General features: G+C 66.8%; 19 protein-coding genes and 1 pseudogene. 10 read left to right on the top strand and 10 right to left on the bottom strand.

What is annotated here, in order from left to right:
- The first annotated feature begins 72 nt into the window (after nucleotides 1-72).
- From ACOABP_RS00935 to ACOABP_RS00980, 10 genes are all read left to right on the top strand, one after another.
- On the top strand, nucleotides 73-696 hold the full coding sequence (locus tag ACOABP_RS00935) for a TRAP transporter small permease (protein ID WP_474226581.1): 624 nt from the start codon (nucleotides 73-75) through the stop codon (nucleotides 694-696).
- A gap of 11 nt (nucleotides 697-707) precedes the next feature.
- Complete coding sequence (locus ACOABP_RS00940) at nucleotides 708-2111, top strand: TRAP transporter large permease (RefSeq protein ID WP_066735126.1); 1404 nt, start codon at nucleotides 708-710, stop codon at nucleotides 2109-2111.
- Complete coding sequence (locus ACOABP_RS00945) at nucleotides 2108-3211, top strand: mandelate racemase/muconate lactonizing enzyme family protein (protein WP_474226582.1); 1104 nt, start codon at nucleotides 2108-2110, stop codon at nucleotides 3209-3211. Before ACOABP_RS00940 ends, ACOABP_RS00945 begins: the two co-directional genes overlap by 4 nt.
- A 36-nt stretch (nucleotides 3212-3247) precedes the next feature.
- A complete protein-coding gene (locus ACOABP_RS00950; RefSeq protein ID WP_474226583.1) occupies nucleotides 3248-4003 on the top strand; it encodes an SDR family oxidoreductase in 756 nt (251 codons plus the stop codon).
- Between the two features lie 18 nt (nucleotides 4004-4021).
- Nucleotides 4022-5560, top strand: coding sequence for a UxaA family hydrolase (locus ACOABP_RS00955; protein ID WP_474226584.1), 1539 nt, complete (start codon nucleotides 4022-4024; stop codon nucleotides 5558-5560).
- Between the two features lie 27 nt (nucleotides 5561-5587).
- Nucleotides 5588-6799, top strand: a complete 1212-nt coding sequence (manD, locus tag ACOABP_RS00960; RefSeq protein ID WP_474226585.1) for a D-mannonate dehydratase ManD — start codon at nucleotides 5588-5590, stop codon at nucleotides 6797-6799.
- A 75-nt stretch (nucleotides 6800-6874) separates the two neighbouring features.
- On the top strand, nucleotides 6875-8410 hold the full coding sequence (locus tag ACOABP_RS00965; protein WP_474226586.1) for a mannitol dehydrogenase family protein: 1536 nt from the start codon (nucleotides 6875-6877) through the stop codon (nucleotides 8408-8410).
- 158 nt (nucleotides 8411-8568) lie between these two features.
- A complete protein-coding gene (locus ACOABP_RS00970) occupies nucleotides 8569-9873 on the top strand; it encodes an MFS transporter (protein ID WP_474226587.1) in 1305 nt (434 codons plus the stop codon).
- Nucleotides 9874-9897: 24 nt separating this feature from the next.
- On the top strand, nucleotides 9898-11124 hold the full coding sequence (locus ACOABP_RS00975) for a metal-dependent hydrolase family protein (RefSeq protein WP_474226588.1): 1227 nt from the start codon (nucleotides 9898-9900) through the stop codon (nucleotides 11122-11124).
- A 540-nt stretch (nucleotides 11125-11664) separates the two neighbouring features.
- Nucleotides 11665-12567 (top strand): LysR substrate-binding domain-containing protein, encoded by a 903-nt coding sequence (locus ACOABP_RS00980; RefSeq protein ID WP_474226589.1) that lies wholly within the window; start codon nucleotides 11665-11667, stop codon nucleotides 12565-12567.
- Nucleotides 12568-12600: 33 nt separating this feature from the next.
- Here the strand turns inward: ACOABP_RS00980 and ACOABP_RS00985 are convergent, their stop codons facing one another.
- From ACOABP_RS00985 to gsiB, 10 genes and pseudogenes are all read right to left on the bottom strand, one after another.
- Nucleotides 12601-13878, bottom strand: a complete 1278-nt coding sequence (locus ACOABP_RS00985) for a c-type cytochrome (RefSeq protein ID WP_474227879.1) — start codon at nucleotides 13876-13878, stop codon at nucleotides 12601-12603.
- Complete coding sequence (locus ACOABP_RS00990) at nucleotides 13878-14432, bottom strand: (2Fe-2S)-binding protein (RefSeq protein WP_474226590.1); 555 nt, start codon at nucleotides 14430-14432, stop codon at nucleotides 13878-13880. Before ACOABP_RS00990 ends, ACOABP_RS00985 begins: the two co-directional genes overlap by 1 nt.
- A pseudogene (locus ACOABP_RS00995) lies at nucleotides 14429-17277 on the bottom strand (xanthine dehydrogenase family protein molybdopterin-binding subunit). Before ACOABP_RS00995 ends, ACOABP_RS00990 begins: the two are co-directional and overlap by 4 nt.
- Before the next feature lie 320 nt (nucleotides 17278-17597).
- Nucleotides 17598-18698 (bottom strand): M14 family metallopeptidase, encoded by a 1101-nt coding sequence (locus ACOABP_RS01000; RefSeq protein ID WP_474226591.1) that lies wholly within the window; start codon nucleotides 18696-18698, stop codon nucleotides 17598-17600.
- 96 nt (nucleotides 18699-18794) lie between these two features.
- On the bottom strand, nucleotides 18795-19541 hold the full coding sequence (locus ACOABP_RS01005) for a hypothetical protein (RefSeq protein ID WP_474226592.1): 747 nt from the start codon (nucleotides 19539-19541) through the stop codon (nucleotides 18795-18797).
- Nucleotides 19542-19593: 52 nt separating this feature from the next.
- A complete protein-coding gene (locus tag ACOABP_RS01010; RefSeq protein ID WP_474226593.1) occupies nucleotides 19594-20421 on the bottom strand; it encodes a M55 family metallopeptidase in 828 nt (275 codons plus the stop codon).
- 11 nt (nucleotides 20422-20432) lie between these two features.
- Nucleotides 20433-21449: a DmpA family aminopeptidase gene (locus tag ACOABP_RS01015; RefSeq protein WP_474226594.1), complete on the bottom strand. Its 1017-nt coding sequence runs from the start codon at nucleotides 21447-21449 to the stop codon at nucleotides 20433-20435.
- Nucleotides 21450-21453: 4 nt separating this feature from the next.
- Nucleotides 21454-22356, bottom strand: coding sequence for a glutathione ABC transporter permease GsiD (gene gsiD, locus ACOABP_RS01020; RefSeq protein WP_474226595.1), 903 nt, complete (start codon nucleotides 22354-22356; stop codon nucleotides 21454-21456).
- Between the two features lie 10 nt (nucleotides 22357-22366).
- Nucleotides 22367-23287: a glutathione ABC transporter permease GsiC gene (gsiC, locus tag ACOABP_RS01025; RefSeq protein WP_474226596.1), complete on the bottom strand. Its 921-nt coding sequence runs from the start codon at nucleotides 23285-23287 to the stop codon at nucleotides 22367-22369.
- 322 nt (nucleotides 23288-23609) lie between these two features.
- Nucleotides 23610-25160: a glutathione ABC transporter substrate-binding protein GsiB gene (gene gsiB, locus ACOABP_RS01030; protein WP_474226597.1), complete on the bottom strand. Its 1551-nt coding sequence runs from the start codon at nucleotides 25158-25160 to the stop codon at nucleotides 23610-23612.
- Nucleotides 25161-25187: the final 27 nt, after the last annotated feature.

Here is a 25187-nt window from a genome sequence, read left to right on the forward strand (position 1 = left end):
CGACACCCTCTCCCCGCTCCCGGCTCCCGCCTGCGGGAACGGGGAGACAACCTGCAGGAACGGAGACATCCAATGGAAATGCGTTCCCAAGCCATGCCTGAGCGGGGCACCGAAGCGCCGCCGCCCGAAGGCGCCCCGCACATGACTTCCGTCGAGGAAATCGTCCACACCTTCGAGGCCGCCGATGCGCAGCCGGTGGACCTTTCCGGCTACGCCGCCGAGGACTGGTTCACCGTGGGCCTGTTCTGGGTCATGACGCTGCTGGTCTTCATGCAGTTCTTCACGCGCTACGTGATGAACGATTCTCTGGCCTGGACCGAGGAACTCGCCACCTACTGCCTGATCGGCGTGGTCTTCATCGGCGCATCGATGTGCGTGCGCAAGAGCCGCCATATCCAGGTCGACTTGTTGTACCGCTACCTGCCCCATGGCCCGGCGCGCGTGCTGTCCACGCTGGTCGACGTGCTGCGCACGGCATTCCTGGGCTACGCCGCCTGGCTGGTCTGGAAGTACATCGGCATTGTGGGCGAGGAGCCGATGACCACCATCGAATGGAACAAGAACTATGTGTACTGGGCAGCCCTGCTCGGCTTTGTGCTGATGCTGGGGCAATCGATCCAGGTGACCTGGCAAAACTGGCGTAACGGCTATTCGATTCTGGAGCGCCCGGAAGCCTTCGAATCGTTTGACGACTAAGGAGCCCCGGCATGTGGATCCTGATTGCTTCGTTCCTGCTGCTGATGCTGGTAGGCATGCCGGTGGCCGTGTCGATGGCGCTGGCGTCGCTGTTCTATATCTGGGCCAGCGGCACCGTGCCCGACGTGATCCTGGCCCAGCGCATGATCGCCGGCGTGGAGAGCTTTCCGCTGCTGGCCGTGCCGTTCTTCATCCTGGCCGGCAACCTGATGAACGTAGCCGGCATTACCGGCCGCATCTACAACTTCGCGGTGGCGTTGGTGGGCTGGATGCGCGGCGGGCTGGGCCACGTCAACATCATCGGCTCGGTGATCTTCTCGGGCATGAGCGGCACGGCCATTGCCGACGCGGCCGGCCTGGGCACCATCGAGATCAAGGCGATGAAGGACCATGGCTACGAGACCGAGTTCGCCGTGGGCGTAACAGCGGCATCGGCCACGCTGGGCCCGATCATCCCGCCGTCGCTGCCGTTCGTGATCTACGGCATGATGGCCAATGTGTCGATCGGCTCGCTGTTCCTGGCCGGCATCGTGCCGGGACTGGTGCTGACGCTGTTCATGATGGCGACCGTGGCGTGGATCGCGCACCGGCGCGGCTGGGGCGGCGACACCGCGTTCTCGTGGAAGCTGCTCGGCTCGGCCACGGTGGAAATCATCGTGGTGCTGGCCTTCCCGATGGCGATCTGGCTGGCCGTGTCGGCCGGCATGTCGACCAACATGGCGGCCATGATCGCGCTGGTGGTGCTGCTGGCGCTGGACTGGTACTTCGACTTTTCGGCCGTGATGGCACTGATGGCGCCCGTGATCCTGATCGGCGGCATGACGCTGGGCTGGTTCACGCCCACCGAGGCCGCCGTGGCCGCGGTGATCTGGGCGCTGTTCCTGGGGCTGGTGCGCTACCGGTCGATGACGCTGCGGGCGCTGGCAAAAGCCACGCTCGATACGGTGGAAACCACCGCCTCGGTGCTGTTCATCGTCACGGCGGCGTCGATCTTCGCCTGGCTGCTGACCACCAGCCAGGCCGCGCAGGCGCTGACCGACGCCATCCTGGGCTTCACGCACAACAAGTGGGTGTTCCTGCTGCTGGCGAACGTGCTGATCCTGATCGTGGGCTGCTTTATCGACACCACGGCGGCCATCACGATCCTGGTGCCGATCCTGCTGCCCATCGTGCTCAAGCTCGGCATCGACCCCATCCACTTTGGCCTGATCATGACGCTGAACCTGATGATCGGCCTGCTGCACCCGCCGCTTGGCATGGTGCTGTTCGTGCTGGCGCGCGTGGCGCGGCTGTCGGTGGAACGTACCACGGTGGCTATCCTGCCGTGGCTGATCCCGCTGTTCCTGACGCTGATCGCCATTACCTACGTGCCCGAAATCACGCTGTGGCTGCCCAACCTGGTAGGCAGCAAATGACGACGATCACGCACGTTGAACTGCTGCAGGTCGATCTCCAGCCTCCCGTTGCACGCTCCGATGCGATCCAGTCGTTCGTTACCCAGGAAACGCCGATGGTGCGCATCCGCTGCGACGACGGCGGCGAGGGCACGGGCTACAGCTATACGATCGGCACGGGCGGCTCGTCGGTCATGGCGCTGCTGCGCGACCACCTGGCGCCGCAGCTGATTGGCCGCGACCCGGCCCGCATCGAGCAGATCTGGCACGACCTGATGTTCAGCACCCATGCCACATCGGTAGGCGCCATCACGAGCCTGGCGCTGGCGGCCATCGACACGGCCCTGTGGGACTGGCGCTGCCGCCGCGACGGCCAGCCGCTGTGGCTGGCCGCAGGCGGGGCGCAGCACCGCGTGCCGATGTACTCCACCGAAGGCGGCTGGCTGCACCTGTCGCGCACCGAACTGGTCCACGCCACGCTGTCGGCCAAACAGGCCGGGTTCCATGGCGCCAAGGTCAAGGTCGGCAAGCTGCACCTGGCCGAGGATCTCGACCGGCTCTACGCCGTGCGCGAGGCGGTAGGCAACCATTTCGCGCTGATGGTCGACGCCAACCAGTGCTTCACGTCGGCCGAGGCAATCCGGCGGGCGTCCCACTATGAAGGCCTGGGCCTGTCGTGGTTCGAGGAACCGCTGCCGGCCGACGACCTGTCCGGCCATGTCCGGCTGGCCGCCTCCACCCCGCTGCCGGTTGCCGTGGGCGAATCGCTCTACTCGATCGGCCAGTTCGCCGACTACCTGCGCCAGGGCGCCTGTTCGATCGTGCAGGCCGATGTGGCCCGCGTGGGCGGCATCACGCCGTGGCTCAAGGTGGCGCACCTGGCCGAAGCCTGCAACGTGCCCGTCTGCCCCCATTTCCTGATGGAGCTGCATGTGTCGCTCTGTGCGGCGGTGCCCAACGCCCCGTGGGTCGAGTACATCCCGCAGCTCGATGCCATCACGCACAGCCGCGTGGCATTTGCCGATGGCCACGCCGTGCCGCCTGACTCGCCAGGGCTCGGCATCGACTGGGACTGGGCCGCCATCGACCGCCGCGCCACGGCGCGCGCCACCGTTTCCTGACAAGACAAACCCGCTTGAACCGATAAGGAGCCATCCATGTCGCAACGACTCGCCGGCAAGATTGCGCTGGTCACGGCCGCCGGCCAGGGCATTGGCCGTGCCACGGCCGAAGCGTTCCTGCGCGAAGGCGCCCAGGTCATCGCCGCCGATATCAACCCCGAAACCCTGGCGGCGCTGTCCGCCCTGCCCGGCTGCACCACGCGGCGGCTCGACGTGACCGATGGCGCGGCCGTCGATAGCGCGGCGCGCGAGATCGGCCGCATCCACGTGCTGTTCAACGGGGCCGGTTTCGTCCACCACGGCACCATCCTCGATTGCGACGAGGCGGCCTTTGATTTTTCGATGAACCTGAACGTGCGTGCCATGTATCGCATGATGCGCGCGTTCCTGCCCGCCATGCTCGACGCCGGCAGCGGGTCGATCATCAACATGGCATCGGTGGCCGGCAGCATCAAGGGTGCGCCGAACCGCTTTGTCTATGGCGCCAGCAAGGCCGCCGTGATCGGCATGACCAAGGCCGTGGCCGCCGACTACATCACGCGCGGCATCCGCTGCAACGCGATCTGCCCGGGCACCGTGGAGTCGCCATCGCTGCGCCAGCGCATCGGCAACCAGGCCACGGCCAGCGGCCGCACGCTGGCGCAGGTGGAGGCCGACTTCATCGCCCGCCAGCCGATGGGCCGCATCGGCACGGCCGCCGAGATCGCCGCACTGGCCGTGTACCTGGCGTCGGACGAATCGGCCTTCACCACCGGCACCGCCCAGGTCATCGACGGCGGCTGGTCCAACTAAGCCACTGGAGGGTCACGCATGTCCGCACCGGCTGTCATCCGGATCCATCCCGCCGACGATATCGTCATCGCATGCCGCCAGCTGCTGCCCGGCACGGTGCTGCACCAGGAAGGCGTCACCGTAGCCAGCCTGGTACCGCCGGGCCACAAGGTGGCCGTACGTGCCATTGCCGAAGGCGCGCCGGTGCGGCGCTACAACCAGATCATCGGGTTCGCGCGCCAGGCCATCGCGCCGGGCCAGCATGTGCATACCCACAACCTGGCGATGGGCGACTTTGCACGCGACTATGCGGCGGGCAGCGATGTCCGCGACACCGCGCCAGCCACCGCCCTGGCCACCTTCGACGGCATCGTGCGTGCCGATGGCCGCGTCGCCACGCGCAACTACATCGGCATCCTGACCTCGGTGAACTGCTCGGCCACCGTGGCGCGTGCCATTGCCGATCATTTCCGGCGCGAGATCCACCCGGAGGCGCTGGCGCCCTATCCCAACGTGGATGGCGTGGTGGCGTTGACGCACGGCGCGGGCTGCGCCACCGACAGCGACGGCGAGAACCTGCGCGTGCTGCGCCGCACGCTGGCCGGCTACGCCCGGCATCCGAACTTCGCCGCGGTGCTGGTGGTGGGCCTGGGCTGCGAGACCAACCAGATCGACGCGCTGCTGGCCGAGCCCGGCCTGTCGGCGCTGGCCGACGGGCCGCGCTTCCACAGCTTCAATATCCAGGACACCGGCGGCACGGCCAGGACCGTGGCACGCGGCGTGGGCGTCGTGAAGGCGCTGCTGGACGATGCCAACCGCGTCACGCGCCAGCCGGTGCCGGCCAGCCATCTGACCGTGGGCCTGCAATGCGGCGGCTCCGACGGCTACTCGGGTATCACCGCCAATCCGGCGCTGGGCGCCGCGGTGGACCTGCTTGTGGCACAGGGCGGCACGGCGATCCTGTCGGAAACGCCCGAGATCTACGGTGCCGAACACCTGCTGACGCGCCGCGCCGTTTCGGCGGCGGTGGCCGACCGGCTGATCGCCCGCATCCGCTGGTGGGAGGCCTACACCGCGCGCAATGCCGGCAGCATGGACAACAACCCGTCCGCCGGCAACAAGGCTGGGGGGCTGACCACCATCCTGGAAAAGTCGCTGGGCGCGGTTGCCAAGAGCGGCACCACCAATCTGGTGGACGTCTACGAGTTTGCCGAAACCGTACGCGCCCACGGGCTGGTCTTCATGGACACCCCGGGCTACGACCCCGTGTCGGCCACCGGCCAGGTGGCGGGCGGCGCCAACCTGATCTGCTTTACCACGGGCCGGGGCTCGGCCTATGGCTGCGCGCCGTCGCCGTCGCTGAAGCTGTCCACCAACAACGCGCTGTGGCAGCGCCAGTCCGAGGACATCGACATCAACTGCGGCGACATCCTCGACGGCGAATCGACCATTGCCGACAAGGGCGCGGCCATCTTCCGGCTGATGCTGGACACCGCCTCGGGCCGCCGCACGCGCAGCGAACAGCACGGCTACGGCCAGAACGAATTCGTGCCCTGGGCGCTTGGCGCCGTGATGTAACCCACCGCAGCACAGCCGGAGACCTGCATGAAGATCACCAACGCACGCGTTATCGTCTGCTGCCCGGGACGCAACTTCGTCACGCTGAAGATCGAGACCGACGAAGGACTGACCGGTATCGGCGACGCCACGCTCAATGGCCGCGAGCTGTCCGTGGTCAGTTATCTGGAGGATCACGTCATCCCGTGCCTGATCGGGCGCGACGCGCACCAGATCGAGGACATCTGGCAATACCTGTACCGCGGCGCCTACTGGCGGCGCGGCCCGGTGACCATGAGCGCGATTGCCGCCGTGGACACGGCGCTGTGGGACATCAAGGCCAAGGCCGCCAACCTGCCGCTGTACCAGCTGCTGGGCGGCAAGAGCCGTACCGGGGTGATGGTCTACGGCCACGCCAACGGCAGCGACATCGGCCACACCGTGGAAGAAGTGCTGCGCTACAAGGAAATGGGCTACAAGGCGATCCGCGCGCAGTCTGGCGTGCCGGGTCTGAACAAGGTGTACGGCGTGTCGCGCGACCGGCTGTTCTACGAGCCGGCCGATGCCAACCTGCCGTCCGAGCACGACTGGAGCACCGAACGCTACCTGGACCACACCCCGAAGCTGTTCGACAAGGTGCGCGACGCCGTGGGCCCCGACATCCACCTGCTGCACGATGTGCATCACCGGCTGACGCCCATCGAGGCCGGGCGGCTGGGCAGGTCGCTGGAGCCGTTCCGGCTGTTCTGGATGGAAGATGCCACGCCCGCCGAAGACCAGCGCGCCTTCCGCCTGATCCGCCAGCACACGGTCACGCCGCTGGCCGTGGGCGAGATCTTCAACAGCATCTGGGACTGCAAGACCCTGCTTGAGGAACAGCTGATCGACTATATTCGTGCCACGGTGGTCCATGCGGGCGGCATTACCCATTTGCGGCGCATAGCCGACTTTGCCGCGATGTACCAGGTGCGCACCGGCTGCCACGGCGCCACGGACCTGTCGCCAGCCTGCATGGGCGCGGCGCTGCATTTCGATCTCTGGGTGCCCAACTTCGGCATCCAGGAGTACATGCGCCACACCGAGGAGACCGACGCCGTGTTTCCGCACGCGTACACGTTCCGGGACGGCATGATGTACCCGGGCGATGCGCCGGGCCATGGCGTGGATATCGACGAAACGCTGGCCGCGAAGTACCCGTACCAGCGCGCCTACCTGCCGGTGAACCGGCTGGCGCACGATGGCACGCTGTGGCACTGGTAGCCAGGGGGAGCGCGGCCGTGGCGATCGGCCGCAGGGCTTTGAGCGTTGACGGGAAGGCCTGACAAGGAGACCACGATGAGCGATATCGAACAGTTGCCGCGTCTGCATCCTGCCCGGCTTGGCGCGTTGCCGCCCCATGTGCGGCGTCCCGGGTACGCGCGCGACACCCTGCGCGCGGGCATTGTTCACCTGGGGATCGGCGCCTTCCATCGCGGCCACCAGGCCGAGATCACCGAAGCCGCCATCGAGGCCATGGGCGACGAGGGGCAGCGCTGGGGCATCATCGGCGTGTCGCTGCGCCGGCCCGACACGCGCGATGCCCTCAAGCCGCAGGAAAGCCTGTACACGCTGGCCCTGCGCAGCGCCACCGCTGAAACGCTGCAGGTGATCGGCGCCGTGCTGGGTGTGCTGGTGGCCGAGGAAGATCCCGAGATCGTGCTCGACCGCATCGCCCATCGCGACACCCACATCATCAGCCTGACCGTCACCGAAAAGGGCTACTGCCACGATCCGGCCACGGGCGAACTGAACCGGGCCGACCGCGACATCGTCGAGGACCTGTCCGGCGTGTCGCACCCCGTCACCGCCATCGGCTACCTGGCGCTGGGCCTGCAGCGGCGCATGGAGCGCGGCCTGGGGCCGGTCACGCTGCTGTCCTGCGACAACCTGGCCAGCAACGGCGATACGCTGCGCCGCGTGCTGCTGGCGTACTGCGCCGAGATCGATCCGGCCCTGCACGACTGGGTGGCGGCGCGCTGCACCTTTCCAAACACGATGGTGGACCGCATCGTGCCCAAGACCACCATCGACGATGTGGCGCATGTGTCGGCGGCGCTGGGCCTGTACGACGCATGGCCCGTGGTGGGCGAGCCGTTCTTCCAGTGGGTGATCGAGGATCGCTTCGCGGCGGGCCGCCCCCGCTGGGAGGCCGGCGGCGCGCAGTTCGTGGCCGAGGCCCGGCCGTTCGAGGTGCTCAAGCACCGGCTGGTCAACGGCAGCCAGTCGATGATGGCGTACATGGGCGTGCTGGCGGGGTGGCCCACCACCGACCGCGTGATCGCCCAGCCCGCCGTGCATGCGTTTATCTCGGAGACCATGGAACGCGAGACGCAGCCCACGCTGCCACCGCTGCCGGGGCTCGACGTGGATGCCTATCGGGCCAGCCTGCTGCCGCGTTTTACCAATCCGGCGCTGGGGCATCGCACGCGCCAGATCGCCATGGACGGGTCCCAGAAGATTCCACAGCGCCTGCTGGCGCCGATCCGCGACCGCCTTGCGGCCGGCCAGCCATTTGCGCGCCTGGCGCTGGGCGTGGCCGCCTGGCTGCACTTCCTGCGCGGCTACGACGAGGCCGGCAATGCCTTCCCGATCGAAGACCCGCTGGCGCAGCCGCTGGCCGCCGTGATGGCCGATGCCGCGCGCCAGACCGAAAAACTGTTCGATGCCCGCACACGCGAACAGGCCCGCGTGCGGACCGTCGCCGGCTTTGCGCCCGTGTTTGGCGACCTGGCGCAATCGACGATCTTCATCGATACAGTGGCCGCACAGCTGGAATTGCTGTGCGCGCACGGCGTGACGGGGGCGCTGACACGCGTCAACAGCACGGCATAAACCATGGCAAGCCCGACGCCAGCGCAGGCCACGCATGCGCTGGCGTCATGCCTGCATGCGCAGATTTCGTTTCTCCGGTCACCGCGACGCCCCTACCATCGGCCAGAGCCTGTCATAAAAGGGCTTCCCAGCGTTCTGCCAAACAGGGAGAGAGAGACATGCAAGCCAGCGCCCCCGCCTTTGCGGAGACCGCGCCCCAGATCGGGGCCAGTCAACGCCGCCGCGCCATCATCGCCACGGTGATCGGCAACGGCCTCGAATGGTTCGACTTCACGGTGTACAGCTTCTTCGCCGTGATCATCGCCAAACTGTTCTTCCCCACCGGAAACGACCTGTCTTCGCTGCTGCTGGCCGTGGCCACGTTCGGCGTGGGCTTCTTCATGCGGCCCGTGGGCGGCATCATCCTGGGCGTCTACGCCGACCGCGTGGGCCGCAAGGCGGCGCTGTCGCTGACCATCCTGCTGATGGCCGCCGGCACCACGCTGATCGGCATCGCGCCCACCTACGACCAGATCGGCGTGTTTGCCCCGATGCTGATCGTGATCGCGCGCCTGATGCAAGGCTTTTCCGCCGGCGGCGAAATGGGCGGCGCCACCGCGTTCCTGACCGAATACGCACCCGAGCGCCAGCGTGCCTACTATTCGAGCTGGATCCAGGCCAGTATCGGCGTGGCCGTGCTGCTGGGCGCCGCCGTGGGCACCTTCGTCACCGCCACGCTGAGCCCCGAGGCGCTCAATAGCTGGGGCTGGCGCCTGCCGTTCCTGATCGGCATGATCATCGGCCCGGTCGGCTTCTATATCCGTCACAACCTCGACGAGACCCCAACCTTCCAGGCCACCACCGACAAGACCGACTCGCCGCTCAAGGAAGTGCTGCGCGACTACCCGCGCCAGACCGCCGCCAGCTTCTCGATGGTGATCCTATGGACGGTCTGCACCTACGTGCTGCTGTTCTACATGCCGACCTACGCCGTCAAGGTGCTCAAGGTGCCGCAATCCACCGGCTTTGTCGCCGGCATGGCCGGTGGCCTGGCGATCATGGTGTTCGCCCCCATCGTCGGCAGGATGGCCGACCGCATGGGCCGCCGTGGCCTGCTGTCGGGCGCCGCCGCGCTGATCTTCGTGCTGGCCTGGCCGATGTTCGCCTATATCAACCACGCGCCGGGCCTGGGCTCGCTGCTGGTGTTCCAGATCGTGTTCGGCGTGCTGATCGCCGCCTACACGGGCCCGATCCTGGCCGCGTTTGCCGAACTGTTCCCGGCCAAGGTGCTGTCCACCGGCCTGTCGGTGGCCTACAACCTGGCCGTGACGATCTTCGGCGGCTTTGCGTCGTTCTTTATCACGTGGCTGATCGCCAGCACGGGCAGCACCATGGCCCCGGCCATCTACGTGATGATCGCGGCCGCCATCAGCTTCTGCGGCACGCGCCTGGTGCGCGAACCCGCCTACCTGCAATCGAAGTAACCCGTCGTCCAGACGTACCCCACGATGACCCAGATTCTGCTCCAGGGCGGCAACGTCCTCGACCCCGTTCGCGGCGCCCTGCTGCCGCGCCATGATGTGCTGATCGACGGCGAGCGTATCGTCGACGTCAGCGCCTCTCCGATCCACGCGCCACAGGCCAAGGTCATCGACGTGACCGGCAAGACCGTGATGCCGGGCCTGATCGACCTGCACGTGCACGTGCTGGCATCGCTGGCAAACCTGGGCCTGAACGCGGTGCAGCCCAACGTGCTGGTGGCCTTCCGCGCCATGCCCATCATGCGCGGCATGCTCGAACGTGGCTTCACCACGGTGCGCGATGCCGGTGGCGCCGACTGGGGCCTGTCGCAGGCCGTGGCTACGGGTCTGATCCCGGGGCCGCGCATCTTCCCGTCGGGCAAGGCACTGTCGCAGACCGGCGGACATGGCGACTTCCGGCCACGCTCCGACACGCTGGAGCCATGCTCGTGCGCATTCCGGGCCGGTGCCATCGCCCGCGTGGCCGACGGCGTGGACGCGGTGCGCCTGGCCGTGCGCGAGGAAATCCAGAAAGGCGCCACGCAGATCAAGATCATGGCATCGGGTGGCGTGGCGTCGCCCACCGACCCGATCGGCAACACCCAGTACAGCGAGGACGAGATCCGCGCCATCGTGGCCGAGGCCGAGGCCGCGCAGACCTACGTGATGGCCCACGCCTACACGGGCCGGGCGATCACCCGCGCCATCCGCTGCGGCGTGCGTACCATCGAGCACGGCAACCTCGTGGATGCGGCAGCCGCCCGCGTGATGCGCGAGCACGGCGCCTATGTGGTGCCGACGCTGATCACCTACGACGCCCTGGCCCGCGATGGTGCCCGCCTTGGCCTGCCGGCCGACTCCGTCGCCAAGATCGAAACCGTGCGCCAGGCCGGGCGCGATTCGCTGGCGATCTACGCCGAAGCCGGCGTGCCGATGGGCTTCGGGTCCGACCTGCTGGGCGAGATGCACCAGTACCAGTCCGAGGAGTTCCGCATCCGCGCCGAACTGCTGGGCAACGCGGAAGCGGTGCGCTCCGCCACGTCGATCGCCGCGGAAATCCTGCAGCGCGACGACGAGCTTGGCGTGATCAAGGCCGGCGCAATTGCCGACGTTCTGGTGGTCAACGGCAACCCGCTGCAGGACATCGAAGTACTGGCCGGGCCGGCATCGCGCATCGAACTGGTGATGCAGGCGGGCAAGATCCACACGGCGTAAGGCCACGACAGGCTCGCCCTCTCCCCCGCCCCTCTCCCATAAATGGGAGAGGGGAGACGACCATGGGCAAATCAGCCGCCAACGGTTTGCTCCCTTCTCGCATGGACCAGAGCGCGGAGACAACCACAGGCCAATCAGCTCCCCACGGCTTGCTCACCCTTTCCGATGGATGGGAGAGTGGAGACGACCATGGGCAAATCAGCCGCCAACGGTTTGCTCCCCTCTCGCATGGACCAGAGAGCGGAGACAACCACAGGCCAATCAGCCCCCCACGGCTTGCTCACCCTTTCCGATGGATGGGACAGTGGAGACGACCATAGGCCAAACAGCCGCCAGCGGTTTGCTCCCCTCTCCCGCCTGCGGGAGAGGGGTTGGGGGAGAGGGCACGGCCGTTCAAATCGAGGCCCTCGCGTCTTGAGACGCTGGCCCTCTCCTCCTCCCGCGCCCATGAACGGAGAGCGGAAACAACCCACATCCCCTCTGGCATAAGGCTTGCGTCTATTATTGGCAGCAACACCTGCCAACAAGACGCCTGCCCCCATGCGCATCACCCCCCTGCCCCCATTGCCCTGCCTGGTCGCGTTCGAATCCGCGATGCGCCATGGCAGCTTCACCAAGGCCGCGGCCGAACTCCATCTCACGCAAAGCGCCATCAGCCGCCAGGTGGCCCAGCTTGAGCGATTCCTGGGCAAGAAGCTGTTCGTGCGAGAGCCGCGCGCGCTGCGGCTGACCGTCAGCGGCCAGCAATACGCCGAGCAGGTGCAGCGGCTGCTGGTGCGCTGCGCCGAAGCCACCGAGGACGTGATGAAACGCAAGGGCCAGGTCGAGCTGACCGTGGCCTGCTCGTCCGGCGTGGCGGTGCTCTGGCTCACGCCGCGACTGGCGGCGTTCCGGGCCCGGCATCCGGACTTCCATGTGCGATTGGTGGTCAACGACAGCCTGGCGTCGCTGTCCGGCACCGATTTCGATGTCGGCCTGTATTACCTGCGCGAAGGCGCGCCCAGCGGCATTGCCGCGCAACGGCTCTACGACGAGGAAGTCTTTCCGGTCTGCGCGCCGTCGTACCTGGGCGGCCGCGCGCTGAAGGTCTCGGATCTGCCGAAGGAATCGCTGCTGGTGCTGGAGGATGCCCAGCGCATCTGGATGTCGTGGCCGGCCTGGTTCGCGCGCAATGGCCTGCGCGAAACCCGCTTCGAACGCGAGCTGGTTGCCAATACCTATCCCGTGCTGGTGCAGATGGCTATCGAAGGCCAGGGCATCGTGCTGGCGTGGCGCCATATGATCGACCGCTGCCTGGCGGCGGGCCTGCTGGTGCGCGCCTGCGACGCCAGTGCGTCGCTGGGCGGTGGGTACTACGTGGTCTGGCCGCGCGACCGCGCCGAACCGGCGGCGGCGCGCGCGTTCCGTCAATGGCTGATCGAGGAAAGCGGCGCCGACATTTAGGCCGGACGCGGAGGCGGCCCTGGTGGCTGCCGGTCAGTGCGCGTGCGCCGGGTCGCTGGCACGCAGCGCCTTGACCTTGTCGGGCGTGACGTCGGCCGGCTGGCCGCCATAGGTTGCCCGCAGGTAGTTGGTCAGTGCCGCCATGTCGGCATCGGTGAGGCGCGCGGCAAACCCCGGCATCTCCTGCATGCTCTCCAGCCCCGGGAAGTCCTGGCGCTCGATGCCGTCGAGCATCGACACGATCAGGTTGCGCGGGTCCGCGTTACGCACCGACGAATTGCCGAGCATCGCCACCGCCACATGCGGCTTGCCCTCTCCCTCGCGGCCATGGCAGCCGGCGCAGACCGCCAGGTAATGCTGGCGGCCCGCTGCCATCACCTGCGCATCGGCATTGACGGGCTTGAGCGGCACCGGCGCCAGCGGCTTGTCGCCCAGCAGGTAGGTGGTCATGGCGGCCACATCGGCCGGCTTCAGGTACTGGCTGCTGAGATGGACAACCGGGTACATCTCGCCGAATGCCGAGCCCTGTGGTGCGATACCGGTGCGGAAGAACGTCTGCAGGTCGGCATCGGTCCAGCCGCGCGCAGCCAGCCCCTGCGGCGAGATATCGGGTGCGCCGATACGCGCCAGCACCTCGCCCTTGAGCGGCCGCGCGCCATCCATCTGGCCGAACTTGCCCCGTGGGGTATGGCATTCGGCGCAGTGGCCGAGCGCATTGCTCAGGTAGCGGCCGCGGATCCATGCCGGCGACTCGCCCTGCGACGCATCGGGCAGCTTGTCGTCCCGGAACAGCAGGTTCCAGCCGATCATCGCCAGCCGGATGTTGTACGGGAAGCTGAGGTCATGCGGGCGATTGGGCACCGCGGCCGGCTTCACCTGCTGCATCAGGTACGCGTACATGGCATCGGTATCGGCGCGCGACAGGCCGCGATACGACGTATACGGCATGGACGGATACAGATGCTTGTCCGGCGACACGCCATCGTGCAGCGCCTTGTAGAAGTCTTCGGCGCTCCACTTGCCGATGCCGTGGTCCTTGTCCGGCGTGATATTGGTGCCGTAGAACTTGCCGAACGGCGAGGCCAGTTCGTAGCCCCCGGCAAACGGCGCGCCATTGGGCGCCGTGTGGCAGGCCGCGCAGTCGGCCGCCCGCACCAGGTAGCGGCCGCGTTCGATCTGCTCGGCGGCAGACAGCTTGGTCGTCGGCGCCTGGTCGGCGGCCGGCGGAATATCGGGCGTGCCCGCGCCACATCCGGCCAGCGTCAGCGTGGCCGATGCCGCCAGCGCGGCAAACCATCGTGGATGCGTCATCATGCCGCGCGCCCCTTCACGACACAGCCGGGCGTGTTCATCACCACGTCCTTGACCGCCTCGTAGTAGCGCACATAGCCCGTGCATCGGCAGATGTGCCCGTCCAGCGCCCTGGTGATGGTTTCCTCGACTTTGGCTTCGGCTACCGGCTTGCGCTTGAGGCTTTCCACCAGCACCGTGGCGCCATTGACGAAGCCCGGCGTGCAGTAGCCGCACTGGAAGCTGAAATGGTCCAGGTAGGCCTGCTGGACCGGGGTGACTTCCACCACCTCGCCCTGCTCGTTGCGCTTGCCGTGGGCTTCCACGGTGCGCACCTTCTTGCCCTGGAAGAAATGCGCGCCCGTGATGCAGGTGCGGATCGTCTCGCTGGTGCCGTCCGGATGGTCCAGGATAGCCACGCACGCGTGGCAGACGCCCTGGCCGCAGCCCAGCCGCGAGCCGGTCAGGTTCATGTATTCGTGAAGGAAGTCGATCATCATCAGACCGACCGGCACGTCGACCGGGCCGACATCCTTGCCGTTGAGATGGAGAGACAACGGTTGCGTGGCGATCATGCCAGTACCTCCTGAATCTTTGCGGGTGTCACCGGCAGATCGGTGAATCGATGGCCAATCGCGTGCGCGATGCCGTTGACGATGGCGCCCACCACCGGAATCATCACCACCTCGGCGATGCCCTTGGGCGGGTCGGTCTCGCTGACCGGCGGCAGCACGGTGCCGGTCTGGGCCCACACGGCCACGTCGCTGGCGCGCGGCAAGTGGTAGCGGTTGAAATTCCACGTGCCGTTACCCGGCCCGTCCTCGTACAGCGGCAGGTATTCGTGCAGCGCGTGGCCGATGCCCATCGCCAGGCCGCCCTGCAGCTGCCCCGACACCAGGTCAGGCGAAATCTGCGTGCCGCACTCCATGATCGAGTGGTGCTTCAGGATGCTGACCTTGCCGCTGGCCTCGTGCACGGACAGTTCCACCAGCGTGCCCACCGCGCTGTAGTACGTGACTGCCGCGTTGTTGCGCTGCACCGGGGCGATGTACACCTTGCGGCGATCAAGCACGTCGTAGCCGTTGGTGGCCTCCTTCGTGGTCTCCTTCGTAGCCGCCTTGCCGCCGGCGTTGCCGTTGCCCAGCCGCACCGACAGCCCGTCCACGGGCAGCCGCACGGCCTGGCCGTTGACCACGAAATCGGCCTCGGTCCACTGCCAGCGGTTGAACACGTGTACCGTGGCGCCGGTCACCAGGCCCAGTTCGTGCGCCTTCCTGACGATCTGCGCGAACGGCAGCGCCTGCAGGCCGCCGGCGCTGAGCTTGCCGTCCACCCAGCGCGCATCTTCCACGCGCACCACCAGCGACGTGACCTGGCCGCCGCCGATGCCCTGGCTCCAGATCGCCATCGCGGCCGGCCACAGGCCGTGCATGAACACCACGCGCGCCGCTTCTCGCGTGCTGTGGGTGAAGTAATACGCCGAATTCGTGGCGCTGGCCGGCGACGCATAGCCCGGCGACCAGCGCGGGTTCTGCGACAGCTTGTCCTGGTCGGCCTGGCTCATCAGATACGGGTCGCCGCTGGTCACCACGGGTAACTCGGGCCAGTCCGTGACCGACGTATTGACCTGCGTGGCGGCATGGCCCAGCCAGCGCGCCACCGCCACCGCCTGCGACGTCGACATGCCCGTGCCGATTTCGGCGCCCGAGTGATGCAGCGAAATCCTGCCGTCCGCGTCGATCTCCACGCGAGCGAACGATGGTCGGCGCCAGTGCCGAAATCCTTCTGCACGCAGGCAAAGCCCACCCCGTAGCGATGGCCCGGATTGGCGGCCTCGTACGCAACCTTTTTCGTGGCACGGCCCGTCCACAGCGGATGCTTACGCGCCGCTTCCAGCACCTCGTCCACGCGGATGGCGCCGGCCGGAATCGCACCCTGCGTGTTCTTCATGCCCGAGCGCAGCGCGTTCTTCAGGCGGAAGTCGATCGGGTCGAGCTTGAGCTGCTCGGCAAACTCGTCGACCATCATTTCGGTGGCGGCCATGCTCTGCAGCGTGCCGTAGCCGCGCGCGGACCCCGCATCGATGGCGCGCGAGGCAATCGCCACCGACGTCAGGTCGTTCTTCGGGAAGTAATAGATCGACTGCGCCGCCGTGGCACCCACCATGGCAACCGACGGCGAGAAGTTCATCCGGCCGCCGCCGTTGCACTCCAGGTCGCCCTGGAACGACTGGAACAGCCCCGTCTGGCGGTCCACGCCGATGCGATAGCGCATCGTGAACGCGTGGCGCTTGATCGAGGTCTGGAACTGCTCGTACCGGTCGTTCGCCAGCCGCACCGGCTTTCCGCCCGCATACAGCGCCGTGACCAGGCCGTAGAACGGGAAGTTGTAGTGGTCCTTCGAACCGTAGCCCACCGTGTAGGTAGGATGAAGGATCACTTTTGCAACAGGAAAGGCCGCCTTGCAGCGCGCCAGCAATTCAGCCGCCGACTCGCCCACTTCGGATGGCGACTGGGTTGGCACCACCAGATGCAGCGTCTGGCTGTCGCGGTCGTACCAGCAGTTGGCGTTGTCGGCCTCCAGCGCAGCGGTGTCGATGGACTGCGTGTGGTACTCGCGGTCGAGCACCAGCCAGTTGGCCGGCGGCCTGGCGAGTTCATCGCGGATGTTGCCGGCGTGGGCCATGCCCTGCTCGCCCAGCTGGCCGTGGTCCTTGCCATCGGGCCAGACCGGCAGGTGCTTGCGCATGCCGCTCGGGAAGACCGGCGCGTTCTTGAGGCTGGAAAACACATCGTCGTCGAACGGCGTGGCACCGCCCACGCGCACGAAGCGGAACGTGCCCCATGGATCGCGTTCCAGCGCACCGGTCTGGGCGCCGTAGCGCACGATGCCGTCCTGGAACTTGAGCTTGTCCTTGGCAAAACGGAAGCGCGCGAAATCGTGGTAGATCAGGATCGCCACGGCATGGCCCAGATAGGCCGGAGTCTTGCCGGCGGGCAGCAGCATGTCGTCGCCATAGAACTTCGGAAAGCTCACACCGTCACGTTCCAGTTCGGCGGCGGTCACGACCACGTCGGGCTTCAGGTCATCGCCGAGCAGGCTCAGGTCGATGCCGTCGAAGGTGCGGTCGGCCCGGGTGGCGCGCACGATAAACGCGTGCGATTGCTGGGCGGGCCAGTGTGGCATGTCCTTGGCGCGGATATCGCGCGCAAAGACCTTTTGTCCGGTGACCTTGGCGATGCCGTCGATACGGAATCGCGGCGCGCCGGTGGCGGGATCGGTTTGCACCGGCGTCAGGTGCCTGTCTTCGAACAGCGCGGCCAGGGCCGCCTTGTCCGCAAGCGGCACGATGCAAACCGATACCCCGGCCACGACGCTCGTCTTCAGGAACGTACGGCGCGAAGGGTTGAAGCTGGGCATGGGAATTTCTCAGGACAGGCGAACGCTGCCAGCCGGCCAGTCTGGCCGGACCACGATGTGGACCACACGGAAACTGCCCGCCCGCTGCGGCCGGGGGCGGATGAGGATGTGGGGCTGGGCAACGATGCCTTTTGTTTTTGCTGTACTGTCTGGGCGCGCGGTCGCAGGCACATGGCAACCACGGAACGACAGCGCGCGCCGCGTGCGATTGTCGGGCGACAGCGGCGGTGGCTTCAACCGGGTAACGGCAATACCGGGTATCAGCGCCAGCGAATGGACGCTGAAAGGTGGGTGAAAGATGCGGCGGCTAGAGGGGGTGCCTACACCGCAGTGACCAGGGCCTTGCGCACGGCTTCGGTCACCTGTGCCACCACGCCCTCGCGCCAGTCGTCGGTATCGCCGTAGAACGCTTTCCATACCGTCTGCTTGATCAGCGCCCGCTGGTTTTCGTCCGCCTCCGGATGCACATGCAGCCAGTGATCGCCGCGCAAGGCATCCAGCACTTCGGCCAGCGGCAACGTGCCGAATTCGAGTGCTATGCCAGCATAGTCGATCGATGGCAGGGTCTGCGGCACTGCCTGCCAGGCCAGGCCGGTGAGATTGGCCGACGTGGACGACCCGTCGTAGATCGATGTGACGCTGCCGCCCCAGATCGCCCGCGCCTTGCCCAGTTGCTCCGGTGCGTCCGGCCCCATGTAGATCGGTTCGCCATAGCCCCACGGGCCCAGGCCCGTATGCACGTCGATCCAGCGCAGCACGGTGCGGCCCGCGCCGAACCGGGCCAGGATGCGCCGCAGCGTGTAGTTGCTCCACGTGGACTTCTGGCCGCCAAAGAACATGCCGGCGGCATCCTGGTACTGGCCGGCGCTGACGGCGGCCTGATACCAGTCCATCCCCTTCTGGGCCACGGCCTTCATCAGCGCGGTGTGTTCGTCGCAGGACGGCGGCCATTGCACCGGCAGCAGCAGCGGCGCCACTTCGGCATAGGCCGGATTCAACGGCAGCGGCCGGTCGAAATCCATGAAATTACGATTCAGGTCGACGTTGTCCTCGTTGACGCGGCGCAAGTGCGAGAACCCGTAGGGGTTCACCGCATGCACGAGCATCAGTGCCCAACCGGCGCGGCGGCAATCGGCATGCAGTCCGGTATCGTGCAGCATGGCTACCTGGGCGCCCGATCCGCAGAAGCCCTCGGCGCCGTGGGTGCCCGATGTCACCATCAGCACGCGTGTCGTGTCGGATGCCCCGAGCCAGGCGACGTCGATGGCCAGCGTCTCGCCGTCACGCCCAACTTCGGTCGGGTGGGGAAACTCGGTCAGGGTGGCGCCGCAACCATGAGCGGCATCGATGAACTTCTGGCGGGCTTCGGCATAGCTGCGCGCGAACTGGCGCGCAACGGCCGACGTCGGACTGGCAGGCATGGCGGGGAGTAGGCCTGGGCCGGGTGAAGGTACGCCCAATGTAACGCCAATCGCCCGTCCGATGCCAGCGTCATGCGCGATGCGCGCCGAACCGCTTCAGAACAGTTCGCCAGGGCCGCCCGGTTCGCCTTCCTTCGGCCAGGCGGAACGGAACGCGTGCGGATGCATGACAATGCCCGCCGCCTCGATCTGCGCGGCCGACAGCACCAGATGTCTGGCCAGCCAGTCATGCAGGCTGCGCAGAAAACGTATGCGATCTTCGCGATTGGCGCTGGCCGTCAACCATTGCAGCTTGACGTGCGCCGTGTAGACATCGAGCAGGTTCAGCGCCTTGAGCTTTGGCGGCGTGGCCGCGCCACGCTCGATTGCCAGCACGCGCTGCACCTGCGCGTGCGACAGTGGCCGTCCGGCCACGATCTGCTGATACAGCCCTTCCAGCGCGGGAAACCGCACGGTCGGCTGTACGCGCGGCACGCCGGCCACCTTCTCCATGCGCAGCACCACATATCGCGTGGCGAAATTGCGGCGCTGCAGTTCCAGCTCGGCTGCCGTGGGCTTGCGGCGCGGCAGATCGGCAAACGCGGCATCCACGCGCTTGACCGCATCGCGCTCGGTGTAGTCGGGCACCTGGTCGAGCATGCCGGGCACGGCCAGCGCGGCGCGCGCACATTCCAGGCCAAACGGGTATTCGTGACCATCCGGACCGCGCAGGATCCAGGCATGGCCGTCCGGAAAGCCATGATGCCGGCCACCCAGGGCGCTGCGCGCGTGGCAGCGGGTGGCGGACGGATCGACAAAATCCTTGCGAACGGGAATCCAGCTCCCGGGCAGGGTTGGGGTCATGAGGCAGTACTGGTGGGGAAATCGGGCGCTATTGTCCCACTTTCCTCATCCCTTACTTCAACATGAACGCCATGGCCGAACAGCAATTCAACATCCGCACCGCCGCCTGCACGGTTGGGGCCGTGAACGACAGCGTTACGCCGTCCACACGCTCGAAGGTTGGCCATTGGCAGAACAGGTCGGCGTGCGCCGTGGTTTGGGTCTGCAGGCGGCAGGTCACCGGCCCGGACAGCTCGAAGCAGCGGGCTTCGGGGTGGGCGATGGCCTGGCGGGTGACGGCTTCCGCCGCCGTGGCGATGGCCTCGCGGGCGGCGGCCGGTGACAGGGTCGTACCGCTACCCTGCCCGCCTGCGGTTTTGGTCTGTACGTAGCGCACCCACGGCATCAGCGGCCGGGTTTCGGCGATGAAGACGTCGTCGCCGCTTGCCATCAGCACGGGGACGTCGAATTCACCAGCCAGCGCGGCGTAGATGCCGGCTTCGCCCAGTTCCAGCCCGTTGAACCACACCCGTGCGAACGCGCCGCTGTTGATGGTATGGGCCAGCACGCCTCGGCTCTGGGCGCGACCGTGGTACCCGATCATGAACACGCCGTCGCATTCCTGCTCGACGCCGGCCATCATGCTCAGGTAGCGGGGCTTGCCCAGCACCAGCTGGGCGCGCGGGTCGATCTGGTCGGGCAGCAGGTTCCGAAAGCCGCCGTGCGAATCGTTGACCAGCACTTCGGTGGCGCCGCCGGCGAACGCACCTTGTACGGCCGCGTTGGCCTCGGCGGTCATCCAGGCGCGGGCGCGCTCGTATTCGCCATTGCCGGCACGCGTCTGCTCGGCGTGGAATACGCCGGCCACGCCCTCGATATCAGCGGAAATCAGGATCTTCATGGATTCAGGCTCTACAGCAGGTCTTGCAGCAGTTCACGCAGCGCGCGGCGGGTGTGGCCGTCGCGGCCCTGAACGGTCTCGGCGTGCCAGAGCGCATGGACGATGGCCTGCTCGACGCTGTCGGCCGCGGCGCGGAACAGCGGGTCCAGCTTCGACTCATGCAACAAGGGCACGGCCGGCATCGGCGCGTCCGCCAGGTGGGGCACGGTATAGGCCGTCGAAAAGGCCAGCGCGATGTCGCCCGAGCCATGGCCGTAGATGGAACCGGTCCGGGCCAGTCCGGTGCCGGCGCGCATCGACAGGCGGCGCAGCTGGCGTGCATCGAGCGGGGCGTCGGTCGCCACGATCATGATGATCGAGCCCTTCTCGGGCTCGGCCATCTGCTTCAACCGGGCGTCGAGTGCGGCGCCCAGCGGGCGTCCCGCCAGTATCAGAGATTCGGCCGTGCCGAAGTTCGACAGCACCAGGGCCCCGACCGTATAGGCGCCCGCCATGCGCGACGCCGTGCCGATACCGCCCTTTGCCCCGAACGACGACATGCCGCGCCCGGCGCCGATCGCACCTTGCGCGACGTCCAGCCCCGCTGCGGCCAGCGCCGCGTCGTAGTGCTGACCCTGCACGGCCATCGCCTGGATATCGTTCAGATAGCCATCATTGCATTCGAACACCAGCGGATTGACGGTCGGCCACTTGCGGCCAATCTCGGGATTCTCCGCAATCGCGTGACGGATCTGCGCCTGCGCGAGTGCGCCTACCGAGAACGTATTGGTCAGCGCGATGGGCGTTTCCAGCACGCCGAGTTCGTCCACCTGCACCAGCCCGATGCTCTTGCCGAAGCCATTGAAGACCGTGGCGGCGGCCGGCACCTTGTCGGTGTAGACATTGCCCGCGTGCGGGCGGATCACGGTCGCGCCGGTCTGGCAGGCACCGTCGGCCAGCGTGCAGTGGCCGACCGTGACGCCGGCCACGTCGGTAATGGCGTTACGCAGGCCGGCAGGCAGGCGGCCGACGAGGGGAGCGTTAGCCATGGAATCAGCGACGGTCGATCTTCGGGTCCAGCGCGTCGCGCAGGCCGTCGCCCAGCAGGTTGAACGCCAGCACGGTCAGGAAAATCGCCAGGCTCGGGAAGATAGCCACGTGTGGCGCGGTAACCATGTCGGCGCGCGCCTGGCTCAGCATCGCGCCCCACTCGGGTGTAGGCGGCTGCGCGCCGAGACCGATGAACGACAGGCCGGCGGCCGTGATGATCGACGTGCCGATCCGCATCGAGAAATAGACCACGATCGACGACACGGTGCCCGGCAGGATGTGGCGCATCAGGATGGTCCAGTCGGACGCCCCGATGCTGCGCGCCGCTTCCACATAGGTCAGGCGCTTGAGCATCAGCGTGTTGCCGCGCACCAGGCGGGCAAACGCCGGCACGCTGAACACGGCCACGGCCATGATCACGTTGACCATGCCGTTGCCGAGGATGGCGACGATGGCGATGGCCAGCAGGATGCCGGGGAAGGCAAACAGCACGTCGCAGATACGCGTGACGATGCGGTCCCACCAGCCTTCGTAATAGCCTGCCAGCAGCCCCAGCAGCGTGCCGATGATGGCGCCGATGACCACCGAGAACACGCCGGCGGCCAGCGAGATCCGCGTGCCGGCCAGGATGCGGCTGAAAATATCGCGGCCCAGCGAGTCGACCCCCATCCAGTGGGCAGCCGACGGGCCGGCGTTCAGCGCGTCGTAGTCGAAGTAGTTCTCCGGGTCGTACGGCACGATATGGGGCGCCAGGATGGCGATCACCACCAGCAGCAGCACGAAGACGCCGGCGACCAGCGCCAGGTGCTGCTTGCGGAACTTGCGCCAGAACTCGGTCCAGGGCGTGCGGACGGCTTCGGGGGCCGAAGCCGGCGTGGCGGTGGCGGACGTGGAAAGCTCGGTCATGTCAGCCTCCTTACTTGTAGCGGATGGTGGGGTTGATCACGGTGTACAGCAGGTCCACCACCAGATTGATCAGGATGAATTCCAGCGAGAACAGCAGCACTTCGGCCTGGATCACGGGGTAGTCGCGCATCTCCACGGCATCCACCAGCAGGCGGCCAAGGCCCGGCCAGTTGAACACCATCTCCACCAGGATCGAGCCGCCCAGCAGGAAGCCGAACTGCAGGCCCATCATCGTCACCACCGGAATCATCGCGTTGCGCAGCGCGTGCTTGATGACCACCACGGTCTCGCGCACGCCCTTGGCGCGCGCGGTGCGCACGAAGTCTTCCTGCAGCACCTCGATGAACGACGCCCGCGTAAAGCGCGCCATCACGGCGGCCACCGCGGCGCCCAGCGTCAGCGACGGCAGGATGTAGTGTTTCCAGCTATCGGCGCCGATCGACGGCAGCCAGCCCAGCTGCACCGAGAAAATCTCCATCAGCAGCATGCCCAGCGCGAAGGCCGGGAACGAAATGCCCGATACGGCCAGCGTCATGCCCAGGCGGTCGGGCCATTTGTTGCGCCACACGGCCGAGCTGATGCCGATGGTCATGCCGAAGATCACCGCCCAGACCATCGACGTGAGGGTCAGGTACAGCGTCGGCAGGAAGCGCTCGCCGATTTCCTGCGAAACCGGGCGCTTGGAACGCAGCGACGTACCGAACTCTCCCTGCAGGGCATTCGTGAAGAAGCGCACGAACTGCTCGTGCATCGGGCGGTCGAGCCCAAGATCCTTGCGGACCAGCTCGACGGTGGCCTGATCGGCTTCCGGGCCCGCGGCCAGCCGCGCCGGATCGCCAGGCAGCAGGTGGACGAACAGGAACACCAACACTGCCACGAGCAGCATCGTCGGTATTACGCCCAGAAATCGTTTGAGGAAGTAATTCAGCATCCTGACACCAGAAAACCAGAAATTTGAGACCGGTGGCCGCCCGCCCTTTCACCCCGCATACACGGGCAGGCGGCCTCTCGGCTTACCGCATTTATAAACAGCTTGTTATGCACTGCTTACCGCGACTGCTACCACTTCATATCTACTACTGCTGCAGCTTCACAGCTTCACTGCTCCCCGCTCCCACGTGTGGAGAGGGGTTGGGGGCGAGGGCGTGGCTTGCCAGGATGCGACGTACGCAACCCGAACCGCTGGGCCCTCTCCCCCGCTCCCCTCTCCCGCCAGGCGGGATAGGGGAGAAAACCGGCCACGCCGATTCGGCTTACTGCTTGATATCGATCTCGTCGAAGTTGAACGAGCCGTCCGGCATCACGTAGGCACCGGTCAGGCGCTTCGCACGGGCGTACAGGATCTTCTCGGTCACCAGGAAGGCCCAGGGAGCGTCGTTCCAGATACGTTGCTGGGCATCCTTGTACAGCTTGGCCTTCTCGGCACGATCGGTCGTACGCAGCGCGCCGGCGATGTCGGCATCCACCTGGTCGTTCTTGTAGTACGCCGTGTTCAGCAGCTTCGGCGGCATCGATTCCGACGCCAGCAGCGGACGCAGTGCCCAGTCCGACTCACCGGTCGACGACGACCAGCCCACGTAGTACATGCGCACGCCGGCTTCTTCCGGCTTCTGCACCGATTCCACGCGCTCCACGCGCTGGCCGGCTTCCAGGGCCAGCACCTGCGCCTTGATGCCCACCTGCTGCAGCTGCTGCTGCACGAACTGGATCACCTTCTGCGCGGTGGTGTGGTTATAGGCCGACCACAGCGTGGTCTCGAAGCCGTTCGGGTAGCCGGCTTCCTTCAGCAGTTCGCGCGCCTTGGCCGGGTTGTACGGCCACGGGCCCAGCTTCTCGGCGTAGTCCACGCCATGCGGCACCACGCCGTCGGCCGGCACGGCATGGCCGGCGAAGGCCACCTTGGCAAGCGCTTCCTTGTTGATGGCGTAGTTGATGGCCTGGCGCACCTTCGGGTCGTTGAACGGCTTCACCATCGTGTTCAGCGACAGGTAACGCTGGATGATCGACGGCGAATCGATCAGGTCCACCTTCGGGCTGGCCTTGAGCACGGCAGCCTGCTCGAACGGAATGCTGAACGCGAAGTCAGCCTCGCCGGTCTGCATCACGGCCGAGCGCGTGTTGTTGTCCACCACGGGCTTCCACGTGATCGTGTCGATCTTCGGGTAGCCGGTCTTCCAGTAGCCGGCAAACTTCTTGCCCTTCAGGTAGTCGGTCTGCTTCCATTCGACGAATTCGAACGGGCCGGTGCCCACCGGGTGGAAGGCAATCTCCTTGCCGTACTTCTTCAGCGCGGTGGGACTGATCATCACGGCCGACGGGTGGGCCAGCACGTTGATGAACGGCGAGAACGGCTCCTTGAGCGTCACGCGGGCCGTGTACGGGTCCACCACCTCGGTCTTGGCCACGCGGTTGAACAGCGTGTAGCGCTTGAGCTTGTTGGCCGGGTCGGTCACGCGGTCCAGGTTGGCCTTGACGGCCGTGGCGTCGAACGTGGTGCCGTCGTGGAACTTGATGTTCTTCTTGAGCTTGAACGTGTAGACCAGGCCGTCCTTGCTGACGTCATAGCTTTCGGCCAGCACGTTGACCAGCTTCAGGTCCTTGTCGAAGCCGAACAGGCCCTGGTAGAACGACTTGGTGGCCGCCTGCGACAGCGTGTCGTTGGCGTCGTACGGATCGAGCGTGGTGAACGTCGAATACACGGCCATCACCGCATCCTTGGCGGCAAAGGCCGGGGCGGCGGCCAGCATACCCATGGCGCCGACTGCGGCAGCACCGGCCATCAGCCGGAAAGAAACCTTGGACATCTCTTCTCCTCTATCGGGAAAGCAGGA

The sequence above is a fragment of the Cupriavidus sp. HE11 genome, from assembly GCF_056097175.1.

Excerpts from the sequence above, each read along its gene's own strand:
- gsiD (WP_474226595.1), bottom strand. The coding sequence starts at position 22,356 with ATGACCGAGCTTTCCACGTCCGCCACCGCCACGCCGGCTTCGGCCCCC.
- ACOABP_RS00965 (WP_474226586.1), top strand. The coding sequence starts at position 6,875 with ATGAGCGATATCGAACAGTTGCCGCGTCTGCATCCTGCCCGGCTTGGC.
- ACOABP_RS01005 (WP_474226592.1), bottom strand. The coding sequence starts at position 19,541 with ATGACCCCAACCCTGCCCGGGAGCTGGATTCCCGTTCGCAAGGATTTT.
- ACOABP_RS00975 (WP_474226588.1), top strand. The coding sequence starts at position 9,898 with ATGACCCAGATTCTGCTCCAGGGCGGCAACGTCCTCGACCCCGTTCGC.
- ACOABP_RS00950 (WP_474226583.1), top strand. The coding sequence starts at position 3,248 with ATGTCGCAACGACTCGCCGGCAAGATTGCGCTGGTCACGGCCGCCGGC.
- gsiB (WP_474226597.1), bottom strand. The coding sequence starts at position 25,160 with ATGTCCAAGGTTTCTTTCCGGCTGATGGCCGGTGCTGCCGCAGTCGGC.
- ACOABP_RS00990 (WP_474226590.1), bottom strand. The coding sequence starts at position 14,432 with ATGATCGCCACGCAACCGTTGTCTCTCCATCTCAACGGCAAGGATGTC.
- ACOABP_RS00980 (WP_474226589.1), top strand. The coding sequence starts at position 11,665 with ATGCGCATCACCCCCCTGCCCCCATTGCCCTGCCTGGTCGCGTTCGAA.
- ACOABP_RS01000 (WP_474226591.1), bottom strand. The coding sequence starts at position 18,698 with ATGCCTGCCAGTCCGACGTCGGCCGTTGCGCGCCAGTTCGCGCGCAGC.
- gsiC (WP_474226596.1), bottom strand. The coding sequence starts at position 23,287 with ATGCTGAATTACTTCCTCAAACGATTTCTGGGCGTAATACCGACGATG.
- ACOABP_RS01010 (WP_474226593.1), bottom strand. The coding sequence starts at position 20,421 with ATGAAGATCCTGATTTCCGCTGATATCGAGGGCGTGGCCGGCGTATTC.
- ACOABP_RS00945 (WP_474226582.1), top strand. The coding sequence starts at position 2,108 with ATGACGACGATCACGCACGTTGAACTGCTGCAGGTCGATCTCCAGCCT.
- ACOABP_RS00985 (WP_474227879.1), bottom strand. The coding sequence starts at position 13,878 with ATGACGCATCCACGATGGTTTGCCGCGCTGGCGGCATCGGCCACGCTG.
- manD (WP_474226585.1), top strand. The coding sequence starts at position 5,588 with ATGAAGATCACCAACGCACGCGTTATCGTCTGCTGCCCGGGACGCAAC.
- ACOABP_RS00935 (WP_474226581.1), top strand. The coding sequence starts at position 73 with ATGGAAATGCGTTCCCAAGCCATGCCTGAGCGGGGCACCGAAGCGCCG.
- ACOABP_RS00940 (WP_066735126.1), top strand. The coding sequence starts at position 708 with ATGTGGATCCTGATTGCTTCGTTCCTGCTGCTGATGCTGGTAGGCATG.
- ACOABP_RS01015 (WP_474226594.1), bottom strand. The coding sequence starts at position 21,449 with ATGGCTAACGCTCCCCTCGTCGGCCGCCTGCCTGCCGGCCTGCGTAAC.
- ACOABP_RS00970 (WP_474226587.1), top strand. The coding sequence starts at position 8,569 with ATGCAAGCCAGCGCCCCCGCCTTTGCGGAGACCGCGCCCCAGATCGGG.
- ACOABP_RS00955 (WP_474226584.1), top strand. The coding sequence starts at position 4,022 with ATGTCCGCACCGGCTGTCATCCGGATCCATCCCGCCGACGATATCGTC.